The organism is Flindersiella endophytica, from assembly GCF_054779015.1.
On record NZ_BAAGYY010000009.1, the window covers coordinates 130518 to 145905 of the forward strand.

A 15388-nucleotide genomic window follows, 5' to 3' on the forward strand; every position below is an offset into this window, starting at 1 on the left:
CCGTCCCCCGGACCTAGCCTGTGGATTTCCTATTTCACTCTCGAGTTGACCGTCTGGTTGCCATCGTGCGAAAGCTGGCGGCACCGACAACCCGGAACAGCCTAAACCTGGCCAACTCCCAGGCGACATAGTGTTCACCGCAACTATTACGGTGCGTGGGTCAAGTCTTGGTACGAGCTGCTGCAATGGAGGCGCTGATCAATGGTTTCGCGCGCAGTCGTCACCGGGGGCGCCGGCTTCCTGGGCAGTCATCTGTGTGAGCGCTTGCTTTCGGATGGTTACGAAGTCATCTGCCTGGACAACTTCCTGACCGGAAAACCGGAGAATGTCGAGCATCTGATCGAGGATCCGGCATTCCGGTTGATTCGCACCGATGTCACCGAATACGTCCATGTTCGTGGTCCGGTCCACGCGGTTCTGCATTTCGCATCTCCTGCGTCACCCATCGACTACCTTCAGCTGCCGATCGAGACGCTCGAGGTCGGTTCGATCGGTACCCAGCACGCGCTCGGGCTGGCACGGGAGAAGGGCGCCCGCTTCCTGCTCGCGTCGACCTCGGAGGTCTACGGCGACCCCATGGTCCATCCACAGCCGGAGACGTACTGGGGAAACGTCAACCCCGTCGGCCCACGCGGTGTCTACGACGAGGCGAAGCGGTTCTCCGAGGCGCTCACCATGGCCTACCGTTCAGCGCGCGGCCTCGACACCGCGATCGTGCGCATCTTCAACACGTTCGGGCCACGGATGCGGCCCAACGACGGCCGCGCGATCCCGACGTTCATCCGGCAGGCCCTGCGCGGCGAGCCGCTCACCGTCGCCGGGACGGGCGACCAGACCCGCTCGATCTGCTACGTCGACGACACGATCGAAGGCATCACGCGGCTGCTGCACTCCGACCACCCCGGCCCGATGAACATCGGCAACCCGCACGAGCTGTCCATGCTCGACCTGGCCCGCTGGATCATCGAGCTGACCGGATCGAGCTCGGAGATCGCGCACATCGAACGCCCCGAGGACGACCCGGGCGTGCGCCGGCCCGACATCGCACTCGCCACCAAGGAGCTGCACTGGGCACCGAAAACTCCTGTGGAGGAAGGTCTTCGGCGTACGGTCGAGTGGTTCAGCACGCATCCCGAGCTCGGGTAGCGGCTACGGGTAGCCCTTGCTCTCGACGTACTCCGACGAAAGCGTTCCGTCCCGGTCCACGACTCGCTGGAGCACGATCAGCTTGTCCACCGGGTCGGCGCCGGTGTCCGGCTCGCCCCGCGGCGGCGGCCTGAACACCACCCGCCCCGACACCCCCGAGTAGGGCGTCGCGGCCCGGATCTTCCGGAACGCCTCCTCCCGGTTCTTCGGCTGCTGGTCGCCGACGCCGCGCATGATCAGGCCGATCGCGTCGTACGCCGCCATGATGTGGCCGTTGGTGTCGGACCGATACGCCTTGCCGGCAACGTCTGGTGCCCTTCGCAGCTGGTCGTACGCGTCGAAGAAGCTCTCCACGTTGCCCGGGATCCCGGCCCGGAACATCCCTCTCCAGCCGAGGCGGGACGGCCCGAACGTCGTGAAGTAGACCTTGCCGTCGGCGAACTCCTCGTCGCCCTGCAGCTGCTGGAAGTTCTCCGTCTCCAGCTGGGAGAGATCGTCCGCGCCGAGCACCCGGACGTCCCGGCAGTCCGAAGCGCCGCGCAGGGCCTTCAGCAGGCTGGAGAACTCGCTGGTGCGACCCGTGTAGACGATCAGCGGGCTCGCCGGCTGGTCCTGGCCGTCCTTCACGCAGACCGCATCGACCAGCCTCCGGAGCGAGGTCGTGGTGTCACGCGAGGAGGAGTTGTAGCTCAGCCGATCCGCGTCCGGGTCGTGCTCCTGGAACTCGTTGGCAAGCTCCTTGCTGTACTGGTCGTCGTTGTCGACGAACAAGTAGCGCGTGGGGCGGTTCAGCTCCGGCCGGGCGCGCATGAACTCGTACATCATCTTGGCCTGGTACTCGTTCGGTGGAGCGATCCGCACGAAATAGAGCAGTCCGGTGAAGTCTCCGCCGGACGGAACCGAGCCGACCATGGCGACGCCGTGGTCCGGCTCGCCGAGGGACTTGGCGGCGTTCACCGTGTCCTCCCGGGTCTGCCCCATGCCGGACACGGCGACCACGGTCGGGTCGCGGTCGGCCAGCTCACGGATCTGCAGCGCGACGCCCTTCGCCTCGTCCGAGTTGCCGCCGAAGTTCGCCAGCACGATCCGGAGCAGGACCGGTGGTGGATTGGACTTGGTGTCCAGCAGGTTCCACTGTTTCTGGGCGAGATACGCACCGCGCAGCTCGTTGATACCGGCCGCCTGGTCGCCACCCGAGGTCTCCTTCGAGCTGAGCATCGTGGCGACGACGACCGTGACGTAGGTGAAGTCGTGGTCGGCTTTCACGAAGTCCGCGACCCGCTCGTTCTCGGCGGCGACCAGCCCGGCGAGCTCGACGACCTCGCGGTCGTCGGGGTTCAGCGGGCGGTTCGCGGTGAACGCGCCGGGCCGGTCCGACACTCCGATGCACTGCCCGTCGAGGTTTCGCAGGCCGAGTCCGGGATCGAGCACGTCGCCCACGACACCGGCCGGATCGAAGACGCTCGGCCGGTTGCAGTAGACCACTGGATACGACAGGTAGATCGCGGCGTAGCCCAGCACCAGCACGAACGACATCAGCGCGGCCAGCCGCCGGAAGAAGTGCCGGGGTGGCCAGACGTGCGGATACGGCCGGCTCGGAACGGGCCGCGCGAACTGCGACAGGTCGGGCGATGGCTCGGCGGCCGCATCGTCAAGCAATGCTTGACGACGCCGTTGGTACTCCACCAGCAACTCGTCGACCGTCCCCTGCCGTTCGGCCAGGCCGGTCTCGACCACTGCGTCGAGCGCCCCGATCGCCTTGTCGTAAAGGCCGTGGTGCTGCGGCACCAGGCTCGTGCACGACCGCAGCACCCACAGCGCTTGGACGAGCTCCTCGATCCGCACCAGGTCGGGGTTGGCGAACCGGTCGAACGTACGCCGGCTGACCCGTGCCTCGATCCAGTCGCGCCACCGTCGCCTGCTCTTGTCCAGCGCGGGTGCCTGGGTCGCCTGCAGCAGGTCGGAGAGCCAGGTCTCGTCGCCGGCGTCGATCCGCTGCCGCAGCTGCTCGGCGACCGTGTGCGTGTCGCCGATCGCGAGGCAGTGGTACAGGTGGTCGGCCTCACGGCCCGGCCGCCCGGCGAAGTGCGCGCGCAGGCGATCGTGCACGGCGAGGTACGACGGGTCGCCGTCCGGCTCGGTCTGCCGGCCCAGCACCGGCACGAGCAGGTCGCGCAGCAACGGATGCAGGCGCAGCCCGCCGCCGGGCACCCGGTCGGCGAAGCTGAACGTCGCGATGATCCGCAGCCGGCGGCGGGCCTCCGACTCGCTGACGCCGGCCAGCACGCGTACGGTCGCGACGTCGAGCTCGCGCGCCGCGGCCAGCCGCGCGAGGTAGTCGCGGCGCGCGATCGACCGGTCGGTGTCCTGTTCCCTCGGCGTACCCGGCAGTGTCTCGAACGGCTCGACGTCGTCCAGCCGGTGCAGGAACCGCCACAGCAGCAGCCCGCGCCAGGTCCGGGTCCAGCGCGGCGACACACCCTCGCCCCAGTCGACGCCCTCGTCGTAGATGTCGCGCAGCGCCGGCCGGAACCGGTCGCGCCGGTACAGCGCCCAGACGGCGAGCGGATGCCCGTGCGTGACCTCCTGCAGGTGCTCGACCGTCGCCCGGGTCTCCACGGTCTTGCTCTCGAACGCGTTCCGCCGGGCGAGCAGCTGGCGGGTCTGCGCGAGCGTGAACGGCCGGAGCTTCGCGGCCAGATAGATCGAGTCGTGGTTGGCGGGATCGTGGTCCCTGCGCCAGCGGCTGTAGTGCTTCTCGGCCTCGGTGAGCAGCTCCTCCTCGGCCGGCTGCGCGGCCTGGCTCGCGTCCTCCGGGCCAGGTGCCTCCAGTACGTCGGGCTGGTCCGGCGTCGCCTGCTTGGCCGCGACGACGAAGAACGGCACCTCCGGGTCGGCGGCCATCGTCTCCGCGAGCAGCGCGAGGAAGTCGGCGCCGCCGCTGCCGGTGAAACGGCGCGACTCCGCGCCGGGCAGCAGGTCGGCGTTGTCCAGCAGGAACAGCGTGTTGACCTTGCGGTGCCGCTGCCAGCGGTAGGCCGCCTTGATGTCGGCGAGGAACGCGCGGACGAGCAGCCGGTCCAGCTTCTCGCGGTCGGCGACCTCCGCGCTGGCGGCCAGTTCCCAGAGCTCGTGGACGACCGCGTCGGCCCGGCAGCCGGCCGGCAGCTCGAAGATCGGCCCACCGACCCGCTCGTACCACTGCAGCACGGCGCCGCTGGTGCCGATCAGCCTGCGCAGCGGCGTCGGAGTCATCACGGCCAGCACGATCAGCCAGCGCAGCAGTGGCGCCAGCAGCCTGGTCAGCAACCGGGTGACCGCGGCGCCGGCGGGTGCTGCCTCGCCCGAGTCGCTCACGATCTCGGTGAAGCGCGACAGCCCGCGCACCTGCGAGCCGATCAGGCTCCGGGCCCTCTGGTCGCTGCGCTCGCCGGCGGGTGGCAGCGCGGCCAGCGCCGCCCTCGCCAGCGTGTAGCGCGGCAGCGGCAGCCGGCCGAAGCCCTTGTTGAAGTAGCCGTGCAGCCGCCCGTACGCGACGTCGAGGATCGCCTTCACCGAGCCCGTGCCGGTGCGGTCCAGGTCGACGTACGCGACGGGTGCCGCCGGCCGGTGGCGGCCGCGCAGGTGGTGCAGCAACTCGGTCTTGCCACTGCCACCGGGCCCGAACGCCACGACGATCGGTAAGGGCTGCCGGGCCCGCCGCTCGATCAGCAGTTCGACGAGCGAGACCAGATCGTCACGCCCAACCAACCCGGTTTCAAGCGGCATGCTGCCCCCAGCGCCTCGGTAATCTCCCGCAAGATCACCGCAGGGTACTAGGTGGGCTAGGCGGCGCCTGGAGCGCTGCGGCGGAACAGCCGCAGCAGGAGAACGTAAGCCTCGCAGCCGATGCAGAGGCCGAAGACGGCGTTGAGAAAGGCCGCGATCAAGGCGAAGGCCAGCATGATCGAGCCGAACAGCGTCGCGCCCGCGAGGTAGCCGATCAGGGCCACGATCGTGAACGCCAGCCCGACGCCCTGCGCGAACCGCGGCGGCGCCTCCGGCTCGGGCTCACCCGGCTTGATGAACTTGCGCCCGACGTAGCGGTAGAGCAGGCCGTACGGCGACTTCGCCGGCCCCAGCCCGACGCCGAAGGCGAACATCAACGCCTGGAACGCAACCAGGTAAGGGTTCGCGAGGATCAGGGCGACCGCCAGGACGACGAGCGTCAGAGCTGCCGAGAAGCGCATACCCCGTTGGTCGACCTGCTTGGTCCGGGTCTCCGGCATCATGCCTCCTGGACGGATTCGATCGGAACCTCGAGCACACTCTGCAAGGCAGACAGCACGGCCGCCTTCTTCGGCAGGCCCGATGCGCGTACGGCGATCCGGCCGGCATGGTCGAGCACCAGCACCGTCGGCGTGCGCCGGATGTCGAGTCGCCTGACGAGCTCCAGGTTGGACTCCGCGTCCAGCTCGACGTGACTGACGCCCGGCACCTTGCCCGCGATGTCGGCGAGCAGAACGCGGGTGGCCCGGCACGGCGCGCAGAACGCCGACGAGAACTGCAGGAGCGTGGCGCGGTCGCCGAGCTCGGCATGCAGGTCGTCAGCGGTAAGCACGTCGTCGGCCGATTCCTCAACGGGGGTTTGGTTCTGGTCCGGAGCGACCTCCGGAGTGACAGCCGTCTCACGGAACCGGCCGTTGCCGCGACGGTGCACGATCCCGAGCACCGTCGCGGCAATCAGCGCGACCAGGAGGACAACGATTCCCGTGGTCATGTCACAGCCATCAGTAGGTCATCGCCTCAGGCGAGCGCGAGGTTGACCTGGGCGATGCTGCCGATCTCGGCCTGGACGGAGCCTTCCGCCTTGGCGTTTCCGGGCGCGAGCGCGCGCACCGTCCACGTGCCGGGGCCGGCGAAGAACCGGAACACACCGTCGTCACCCGTCGGCACCTCGGCGGTGAACTCGCCGGTACCGTCGAGCAGCCGGACGTACGCGCCACCCACTGGCTGCGCGTCGCGGCTCACGACGCCCGTGATCACGGCTTCCTTGTCGAGGTCGACACCGGCGAACGAGGCGCCACCGGTCGGCGCGCCGCAGCCGTCAGCTTGTGCGGTCATGAAGCACTCCCAGGCTCGTCACCCAGCGAGATCGGCACGCCCACGAGCGAGCCGTACTCGGTCCAGGAACCGTCGTAGTTCTTGACGTTCGGCTGCCCCAGCAACTCGTGCAGCACGAACCACGTGTGCGAGCTCCGCTCGCCGATCCGGCAGTAGGCCACCGTGTCCTTGGCGAAGTCGACGCCGGCCTCGCCGTAGATCTCGCGCAGCTCGTCGTCGGACCTGAACGTGCCGTCCTCGTTGGCCGCCTTGCTCCACGGCACGTTGACCGCGGTCGGGATGTGCCCGGCCCGCTGCGCAACCTCCTGCGGCAGGTGCGCCGGGGCCAGCAGCCGGCCGGCGTACTCGTCAGGCGACCGCACGTCGACGAGGTTCTGCACGCCGATCGCGGCGACAGCCTCGTCGCGGAACGCGCGGATGCTGAGGTCGGGGTCCTTGGCGTGGTACTGCGTCTTGGCGCGCTCCGGGGCGGCCTCGACCAGCTCACGGCTGTCGAGCTCCCACTTCTTGCGACCGCCGTCGAGCAGCTTCACGTCACCGTGGCCGTAGAGCTTGAAGTACCAGTAGGCGTACGCGGCGAACCAGTTGTTGTTGCCGCCGTACAGCACGACCGTGTTGTCGTTTCCGACGCCACGCCCGGACAGCAGCGCCTCGAACTGCTGCTTGTCGACGAAGTCGCGCCGAACGGGATCCTGCAGATCCTGTTTCCAGTCCAGCTTGATCGCGTTCTTGATGTGCCCCTTGTCGTACGAGGACGTGTCCTCGTCGACCTCGATCAGCACGACATTGGGATCGTCCAGGTGCTGCTCTACCCAGTCGGAAGAGACCAGGACGGCATCACGACTCATGTGGAACCTCCTAGGCAAGGAGCCTTTTGATTACTTAGAGAAATGTGCTCAGGACGCGATTACGCCGTGTTCACTTGCGCTCATGCGGCGCAGAAAGGGAGAAGAGAAGTACGCCGCCTCGTCAGGAGGTAGGACACAGGCAGGTGCTCGTGCGGCAGTGATCAACCGCACGACGCTTGGTCAAGAGGAGCGTACGCACGTGGCCAGAGTACGGACCAAAACCAAGAACTGTCACGTGCTGGTAATCGTCATCCCAGATAGTGGGCCAACCTGTCCGAAATCCGGACAGCCGGAGCCGCGAGAGCAAGGGGCAAACCGGAGCCGGAGCGGCCGTGACCGAAACGAGCAGCCGAAGCGCCAGGGTCAGCCGAGCGGCTGGATTGGTAACGACGGCAGGCGACCGAACAGGCGCACGGAACGGCCAGAGCGGCTGGATTGGTGGCGGCGGCGGGAGACGGTGGTCAGGCGCAGCCTGACCACCCCAGAGCGAAGCGATTGAGGCGGCAGAGGCTCCAAAGTCAAGATGCTGTCTCACGGCGGCACAGGAACCCAGCAGACAAACACAGGCCTCAAAACGATGCGCTCGCCGCCGTGAGACAGCGTCTTGACTTTGGAGGGGCCGCCGAAACAAACTCCGCCGCCGCCACCAATCCAGCCGCCCCAACCACGGCCACCAAACAACAGACCCCAGCCCAGACCGCCAAACAGCGACCCCAGCCCAAAGCCAGAAAGCAGACCCCAGCCCAGACCGCCGCTCAGGCAATCGCCCGCCGAGACCGGAACGGAATCCGCCGCCCCTCCCGGCTCAACCGCACCGCCGACGCTCCCCGCCTCACAGCCTGCGCGTACACCTGCTCCATCCGCCGCGCGAACGTCGCGGGCGTGTTCTGCTCCGCCATCGCCTGTGCCGCCCGCCCGAGCTCCACCCGCCGCTCCGGCGTCGTCAGCAACTCGGTGATCGCCGCCGCGAACCCCTCAGCCGTAGCCCCACCCAGCACGCTGGCACCTGCGAGCGGCCCGCTCGCGTGCAGCGCGGGATCGGCCAGCACCGCGGGCAGCCCGGCCAGCGCCGCCTCCTGCACCACCAGACCCTGAGTGTCGGTCAGCGACGGAAACGCGAAGAGGTCACAGGCGGCGTACGCCTCGGCCACCTGCTCCGGCGGCACCTGCCCGACCAGAACGGTCCGGCCGCTGATGCCTGCTCGATCGAGCAGGCCAGTGACCCACCGCTGCTCGTACACCGCGCCGACCAGCACCAGCCGCGCGTTCGGCACCGCCCGGAGCACCCTCCCGAACGCCTCGGTCAGCAGCGGGATCCCCTTCTCATGGTTGACCCGCCCGACGAACAGCACCGCGGGCTCGTCGGCTCCGATGCCGTGCCGGGCGCGGAAGCTCATCCGCGCGCTCGCCGGCACCTTCGGTAACGAAACCCCGCTCGGGGCGAGGTAGATCCGATCGTCCTCGACGGGCAGCTTGCGACGGGTCAGGATCGCGGGCGTCGGCACCAGGACCGCGTCGGCCTCGCCGTAGAGCACCTCGTTGCAGGCATCGACGATCTTGTCGCGGCGCTCGGCGCGAGGCACACCGCGCGGCAGCTCCGGTTTCGGGCTGCTCAACCGCATGGCGTAGCAGCGGGTCACGGCCTCCAGCGCCGGCGCCGGCAGGCGGTACGCCTGGGCGTATCCGTGCAGGTCAGTGTGGTAGGTCTGGACCAGCGGCAGCCCCAGGCGCCGGGCCGCGAGGATACCGAGCAGGCCAACCGTGAACGGCGTGTGCACGTGGATGACGTGCGGCAGCCAGTGTGCGATCTGTTCGACGTGCTTGTTGCGTGGCCAGGGCGCCAGCCGGAACTGCGCCACGCCGCACGGCAAGGACGGCAGTCGCAACAACCGGTCGTCGTCGGGCTGGTCGGGGTGGCGCGGCACCACGATGAGACTCTCGTGCCCGAGCTCACCCATCGCCTCGGCGAGCGCCTGCAACGACGTCACGATGCCGTCGCGGCGCGGCAGGTACGTGTCGACGAAATGCGCGACCCGGAGGGTCGGTGGCTTGGCCCTGGCGACCAGGGCCGGGTCCAGCACCGTAAGCGACCGCTCCCTTGCGGCCGAACTGAATAACGAACGGCGTACTCGCCGCGCCTCCAGCAACGGGCGGAGGACCATGGACCGGCTCCTTGCGTCGGCCGACAGTGGACTGCGTGTACAGACGGGAGCCGAAAAACGACCCCGCTTGGTAAGCCTGGCATGTTACGCCTTGCACATAGTGGCGCGGGGGTGAACTCTACGGAATCAGGGATCCCACTGATCTTTCGGGAACGTCGGGTTACGCATACGACGCCACCGCTCCGACCACCAGGTCGAAGAACGCGTCGACGTCCACCGACACCGCCACCTTGGCGTTGTCCGGCCATCCTGTGACGTGGTGCAGGTCGACCACGGTCGCGCCCAGCGTGTGTTCACCAGAGGTTTCCACGGTCACCGGCGCGTCGACGCAGGTCACGAGCGCCGGGTCGATCACCTGGGCGACCGCGATCGGGTCGTGCAGCGGCGGCGATCCGAAGCCGAACCGGTCACGGTACGCATCGGCGAAGAACGTCATCAGCGTCGCGCACACCTCCGCGACGGGCGTACCCAGTGCCCGCAGCCGGTCCACGATCTCCGGCGTCACGCGGGCCTGGTGGGTCACGTTCAGGCCGATCATCGTGAGTGGCAGGCCGGAGCCGAACACGACCGCCGCGGCCTCCGGGTCGACGAAGATGTTGAACTCCGCGGCCGGCGTCACGTTGCCGCGCTCGGTCGACCCGCCCATCAGCACGATCCGCGAGATCTTCTGCCGTACGTCGGGGTACTCGCTCAGCAGCGTCGCGACGTTGGTCAGCGGGCCGGTCGGCACCAGCGTCACCGGCTCGGGATGGTCGCGCAGGGTCCGCCGCATCAGCTCCACGGCCGTCTCCTCGACCACGTCGACGGCCGGCGGACCGAACGCCGGCCCGTCCAGCCCCGACTCGCCGTGGATGTCGGCGGCGACCCGCAACGGGCGGTTCAGCGGAGCGGCCGCCCCGGCCGCGATCGGTACGTCGCCGATACCCGCGACCGTGCACATCCGGCGGGCGTTCAGCGTGCACTTCTCGAGCGTCTGGTTGCCCGCGACCGTGGTGATCGCGAGCAGGTCGATCGCGGGGTTGGCGGCGGCCAGCAGGATCGCCACAGCGTCGTCGTGACCGGGGTCGCAGTCGAGAATGATCGGAGTCGCCACCCGGCCAGCCTGCCAGTTCCTCCCGGCTCCGGCGGCGGGCGGCCGGGAGGCGGAGCTAGCTGCTCAGCGTGAGCAGCTTGTGGTCGGTCGCGCCGTTCCAGATCTCCACGCGCGCCACATCGTCGTACTGCACGGCCACGTCGCCCGCCCACTGCAGGTCGACGGTCCTCTCGTTGACGATCCAGCTGCCCGCATCCCACTCCCGGCCGTAGAGGTCGATGACGCGGATCATGCAGATGTCGCCCTTCCTCATGCCGTTCATCGTGGCGTCGACCTCGGTGCCCCAGTAGAACTTCGTCAGCACAGCCTTCGCCGACACGTTCGTCTTCGCGTCGCGGCCCTGCCAGGTCTTGGTCTCCCGCACCTTGGTCGGCGACGGCGAGGGTCGCTCGGTCGGCTGCACCATCACCGTGCGAGCCGCACCGAAGAAGCGCGCCCCGACGTACGCGCCCGTTCCGGCGGCCAGAACGAGGGCCACGGCAGCGACCAGGCCGGTCAGTACGCGCGTGCGGCGCCGCAGCCGGGCCTGAGCCTCCCGTTCCTTCCGCGCCTGCGCCAGGACCCTGGGCAGAGCGAGTTCGGACGGCATCGGCGGCGCGCTGCCCATCGCGGCGGCGCTGGCGTGCTCGAGCGTGACCAGCGAGAGCAGCGGCGGCAACGGGCTCAGCTCCACCAGCTCGTCGCGGCAGCGCTCGCACTCCTCGAGGTGCGCCTCGACGGCGGCCGCCTCGTCCGGCTCCAGCGCGCCCAGGACGTAGGCGCCGAGCGACTCCCGGAAGTCGGCGCACGTGCTCACAGCGCCACCTCCGGTGTCATCCCGCGCTCTTCGAGGAGCAACCGCAACTGACGCAGGGCGTAGTAGGTCCGCGACTTCACCGTGCCCGACGGAATGCCGAGGCTGGCGGCCGCCTCCGCGACGGATCTGCCGCGGTAGTAAACCTCCAGCACCACTTCGCGATGATGCGGCGCCAGTTGACTCAGGACTTCCATGATCTCCCACGCGAGCATTGCCCGTTCGATCTCGTTCTCGCCAGAGGGAAGGAGCCCCAGTGCCTCCTCGCCGACCTCGGGCGGCCTCGCCCGGCGGGCACGTTCCCCGTCGACGACGATGTTGCGGGCAACCGTGCCAAGCCATACGCGAAGCGAGCCGCGGGCAGGATCGAGCGCCTCCGGATGCCGCCAGGCACGCAACAGCGTCTCCTGTACGACATCCTCCGCCCGTTGACGGTCACCGCGGACCAGCCTCAGCACGTATCCGAACAGGGGTCCGGCGTGCTCGGCGTACAAGGCCCGGATGACCTCGTCGTCCGCGGTTGCCGTGGGCGGTGGAGGTGTACGACTTGTCCGGGGTGCCGCGCCCACACCCTTCTCACGGTTGGGCGGCCCGCTGGGTTCATCCGGCACGGGGTGATCTTGCCACGACTACCTGCGCCGAACTGCGGAGTTTCCACAGCTCGTACCAATCACCCCCCGGCGAAGGGGGGCAACACTTCCACCTGCGAGCCGTCACGAAGAGTGACTGACGCATGGTCACGCTTGCCTACCGGCTGGTCGTCGACGAGCAGCGAGCTCATGGCCAGAACCGGTCCAAAACGGACCCGGTCCGCATGTCTTTCGCGCACGGTGTCCAGTGCGTCGGCAAGCGTTTCGGCTTGCACTGTTTCCTCCGTAAGACCCGCGGCTTCCTTCGCAGCGGCCCAATAACGGATTGTGATGCTATTCACGAACTCGCCCACATCAGTTATTCTTCCTGCAACTGGACCTGGGAGACAGTGCGGTCAGCCGGGCATGCCAGGTCCGTCTGACCCCAGGGAGCCGCCGTGAGCACATTGCTCTTGCTCACCAACACCTTGCAGCCCTCGGTCGAAATCGTTCCGGCGCTTGGCCTGCTCGCTCACCACGTACGCGCGGCCCCAGCCGAGGCCACCGCCCTGCTCGACGTCGGCCCGGCCGATGCCGTGCTGGTCGACGCCCGCAGCGAGCTGGCGCAAGCGCGCAGCCTGACCCGCGTACTGCGGACGACTGGCATGACCGTACCTCTGATCGCGATCGTCACCGAAGGCGGCTTGGCCGGAGTCACCGCCGACTGGGGCATCGACGACGTGTTCGTCCACACCGCCGGCCCCGCCGAGGTCGACGCCCGGCTGCGGCTCGCGATCGGCCGGCTCAACCAGCGCGCCGCGGAGGCCGACCAGCCGCAGGTCATCCGGCGCGGCGAGCTCGTGATCGACGAGGACAGCTACACCGCGAAGCTCGGCGGCCGCACGCTCGACTTGACGTTCAAGGAGTTCGAGCTGGTGAAGTTCCTCGCGCAGCACCCCGGTCGCGTGTTCACGCGGCAGCAGCTGCTGCAGGAGGTCTGGGGCTACGACTACTTCGGTGGCACCCGGACGGTCGACGTCCACGTCCGCCGGCTGCGCGCGAAGCTCGGTCCCGAGCACGAAGCGCTGATCGGCACCGTTCGCAACGTGGGTTACCGGTTCGTACCACAGCAGACCGGCCAGCAGCTGCCCGACGACGACACGGAGCAGGAGCAGGAGCAGCGCCGGACACCGGTCGAGACCGAGGACGTGTCGCCCGTCGAGCGTTTCGTCTGATCGGGACCGTTGACCGAGACGGCCTGCCAGGACGGGCTGGCCGACTCGGCCGTCAACGTTGACTTCGCACACCGCCCGCCGGACAATCCGGCGGGCGGTGACGTTTGCTTTACCCCAGATTCACCAACAGGTGTGAGCATGGTTGAAAGCCCGGAGGTGAAATGGACAACGTGAGCAGCGAACTGAGCCGGCACGAAGTGCCCTCCTACGACGTGGAACCCCCTTACGACGTCACCGCCGGAGGCTTGCCCGACGACCGATTCCTCGATCGTGAGCTGTCGTGGCTCGCGTTCAACGTCCGGGTGCTCGAGCTCGCCGAAGACCCCGCACTGCCGCTGCTCGAACGGGTCCGGTTCGCCAGCATCGTCGCCAACAACCTGGACGAGTTCTTCATGGTGCGGGTCGCCGGCCTGAAACGGCGGATCGCCGCCGGCGTGGCGGTGCGGGCGGCGTCCGGGCTGACGCCACGTGAGCAGCTCGAGGCGATCTGGTCCGCCACCGGCGTCATGATGTCGCGGCACGCGACGCTGTTCCGGGACGTCCTGCAGCCGATGCTGGCCAAGGAAGGCATCGAGATCCTGCGCTGGGACGACCTCGATCCGGAGGACCACAGCAAGCTGCACACGCTGTTTCGCGAGCGCGTCTTCCCCGTGTTGACGCCACTCGCGGTCGACCCGGCGCACCCGTTCCCGTACATCTCCGGCTTGTCGCTCAACCTCGCGGTGATCGTGCGCAACACCGAGACCAAGGGCGAGCACTTCGCGCGGGTCAAGGTGCCCCAGATCCTGCCGCGGTTCGTCCCGCTCGACCCGGACCGCGACGCTGCCACCGGCATCGCGCGGTTCGTCCTGCTCGAGGACGTGATAGCGGCGCATCTCGAGCAGTTGTTCCCCGGCATGGAGGTGCTGCAGCACCACATGTTCCGGGTCACGCGCAACGAGGACCTCGACGTCGAGGAAGACGACGCCGAGAACCTCCTGAAGGCGCTCGAGGCCGAGCTGCTGCGGCGCCGCTTCGGCCCCCCGGTGCGGCTGGAGGTCGAGGCGTCGATCGACGACCACGTACTCGACCTGCTGATCTCCGAGCTGCGGATCAGCCGCGGCGAGGTGTTCGCGCTGCCGGGGCCGCTCGACCTCACCGAGCTGTCGACGATCGCCGACGTCGACCGCGACTCGCTGAAGTTCCCCAAGTTCATTCCCGGCGTCAACCGCGAGCTCGCCGAGGTCGAGAGCGCCATGCCTGCCGACGTCTTCGCCGTCGTACGCCAGCACGAGGTGCTCCTGCACCACCCGTACGACTCGTTCTCGACGTCGGTGCAGCGGTTCGTCGAGCAGGCGGCCGCCGACCCGCAGGTGCTGGCGATCAAGCAGACGCTCTACCGCACCAGCACGGCGTCGCCGATCGTCGACGCGCTGATCGACGCGGCCGAGGCCGGCAAGCAGGTGCTGGTCGTCGTCGAGATCAAGGCACGGTTCGACGAGGAGGCCAACATTCGCTGGGCGCGGACGCTGGAGCAGGCGGGCTGCCACGTGGTCTACGGCTTCGTCGGGCTGAAGACGCACGGCAAGCTCTGCCTGGTCGTCCGCGAGGAGCCCGACGGGCTGCGGCGCTACGCCCACATCGGCACCGGCAACTACCACCCGAAGACCGCCCGGATGTACGAGGACTTCGGGCTGCTGTCGTGCGACCCGGCCGTCGCCGAGGACCTGACCGAGCTGTTCAACCACCTGTCGGGCTACGCCAGGCCGCAGGAGTACCGGCGGCTGCTGGTCGCGCCGCGGTCGGTTCGGGCCGGGCTGGTCGAGCGGATCCAGGAGGAGATCCGCCACCACCAGGCGGGCCGTCCGGCGCGGATCCGGCTGAAGGTCAACTCCCTGGTCGACGAGGCGTCGATCGACGCGCTCTACCGTGCGTCCCGGGCCGGCGTCCCGGTCGACATCTGGACCCGCGGCATCTGCTCGATCCGGCCGGGCGTGCCCGGCCTGTCGGAGACCGTACGTGTCCGCAGCGTGCTCGGCCGGTTCCTGGAACACTCCCGCGCGTTCTGGTTCGACGGCGGGGGCGAACCGGAGATCTGGATCGGCTCCGCCGACCTGATGCACCGCAACCTCGACCGGCGCCTCGAAGTGCTCGTCCGCCTGATCCGCCCCGACCACGTGGCGACGATCGGTGAACTGTTCGACCTCGCCTTCGATGAGCACACCTCGTCCTGGCACCTCGAGCCCGACGGCACCTGGACCCGCCACCACCGCGACAGCGACGGCGTACCCCTGGTCGACCTGCAGGAACAGCTGATCGCTCAGGCCCAGCGCCGCCGCTAGACGATCTATTCCAAGGGGTCGCCGGTCAAGCGCGCGGCGCATGGCGCCGCGCTGACAAGGCGGAGGAGGAGCCAGGAGGGGCCTCCGGCGATCGACGACAACGCAGCCAGCGTGGATG

13 protein-coding genes are annotated in these 15388 nt (G+C 68.8%); 3 read left to right on the plus strand and 10 right to left on the minus strand.

Annotation, left to right across the window (positions count from 1 at the left end; genetic code table 11):
- The first annotated feature begins 201 nt into the window (after positions 1-201).
- Positions 202-1146 carry a UDP-glucuronic acid decarboxylase family protein gene (locus ACYVF6_RS05895; RefSeq protein ID WP_460516740.1) on the plus strand — a complete coding sequence of 315 codons (945 nt, stop codon included), beginning with the start codon at positions 202-204 and terminating at the stop codon, positions 1144-1146.
- A gap of 3 nt (positions 1147-1149) precedes the next feature.
- Here ACYVF6_RS05895 and ACYVF6_RS05900 read toward each other — a convergent pair whose 3' ends face one another.
- The 10 genes from ACYVF6_RS05900 to ACYVF6_RS05945 all read right to left on the minus strand — a co-directional run bounded on the left by ACYVF6_RS05900 (position 1150) and on the right by ACYVF6_RS05945 (position 12088).
- A complete protein-coding gene (locus ACYVF6_RS05900; protein WP_460516743.1) occupies positions 1150-4914 on the minus strand; it encodes a hypothetical protein in 3765 nt (1254 codons plus the stop codon).
- A 56-nt stretch (positions 4915-4970) separates the two neighbouring features.
- Positions 4971-5414: a DUF4395 domain-containing protein gene (locus ACYVF6_RS05905; protein ID WP_460516745.1), complete on the minus strand. Its 444-nt coding sequence runs from the start codon at positions 5412-5414 to the stop codon at positions 4971-4973.
- Positions 5414-5905: a TlpA family protein disulfide reductase gene (locus ACYVF6_RS05910; protein ID WP_460516748.1), complete on the minus strand. Its 492-nt coding sequence runs from the start codon at positions 5903-5905 to the stop codon at positions 5414-5416. The genes ACYVF6_RS05905 and ACYVF6_RS05910 overlap by 1 nt, the downstream gene beginning before the upstream one ends.
- Positions 5906-5931: 26 nt before the next feature.
- On the minus strand, positions 5932-6249 hold the full coding sequence (locus ACYVF6_RS05915) for a DUF1416 domain-containing protein (RefSeq protein ID WP_460516750.1): 318 nt from the start codon (positions 6247-6249) through the stop codon (positions 5932-5934).
- A complete protein-coding gene (locus ACYVF6_RS05920; RefSeq protein WP_460516752.1) occupies positions 6246-7097 on the minus strand; it encodes a sulfurtransferase in 852 nt (283 codons plus the stop codon). The genes ACYVF6_RS05915 and ACYVF6_RS05920 overlap by 4 nt, the downstream gene beginning before the upstream one ends.
- Before the next feature lie 755 nt (positions 7098-7852).
- The gene (locus ACYVF6_RS05925; RefSeq protein WP_460516755.1) at positions 7853-9178 is read right to left on the minus strand and encodes a glycosyltransferase; all 1326 of its coding nucleotides are present in this window, start codon (positions 9176-9178) and stop codon (positions 7853-7855) included.
- Between the two features lie 241 nt (positions 9179-9419).
- A complete protein-coding gene (locus tag ACYVF6_RS05930) occupies positions 9420-10352 on the minus strand; it encodes a nucleoside hydrolase (protein WP_460516758.1) in 933 nt (310 codons plus the stop codon).
- A 55-nt stretch (positions 10353-10407) separates the two neighbouring features.
- Positions 10408-11148: a zf-HC2 domain-containing protein gene (locus ACYVF6_RS05935; protein ID WP_460516761.1), complete on the minus strand. Its 741-nt coding sequence runs from the start codon at positions 11146-11148 to the stop codon at positions 10408-10410.
- Positions 11145-11756, minus strand: coding sequence for a sigma-70 family RNA polymerase sigma factor (locus ACYVF6_RS05940; RefSeq protein ID WP_460516764.1), 612 nt, complete (start codon positions 11754-11756; stop codon positions 11145-11147). Before ACYVF6_RS05940 ends, ACYVF6_RS05935 begins: the two co-directional genes overlap by 4 nt.
- Before the next feature lie 59 nt (positions 11757-11815).
- Complete coding sequence (locus ACYVF6_RS05945) at positions 11816-12088, minus strand: MoaD/ThiS family protein (protein WP_460516767.1); 273 nt, start codon at positions 12086-12088, stop codon at positions 11816-11818.
- 84 nt (positions 12089-12172) lie between these two features.
- Here ACYVF6_RS05945 and ACYVF6_RS05950 point away from each other — a divergent pair, with 84 nt between their 5' ends.
- Together ACYVF6_RS05950 and ACYVF6_RS05955 are read left to right on the plus strand one after the other, a co-directional pair.
- Complete coding sequence (locus ACYVF6_RS05950) at positions 12173-12949, plus strand: winged helix-turn-helix transcriptional regulator (RefSeq protein ID WP_460516770.1); 777 nt, start codon at positions 12173-12175, stop codon at positions 12947-12949.
- 161 nt (positions 12950-13110) lie between these two features.
- Positions 13111-15270 carry a polyphosphate kinase gene (locus ACYVF6_RS05955; protein ID WP_460516772.1) on the plus strand — a complete coding sequence of 720 codons (2160 nt, stop codon included), beginning with the start codon at positions 13111-13113 and terminating at the stop codon, positions 15268-15270.
- Positions 15271-15388 lie beyond the last annotated feature (118 nt).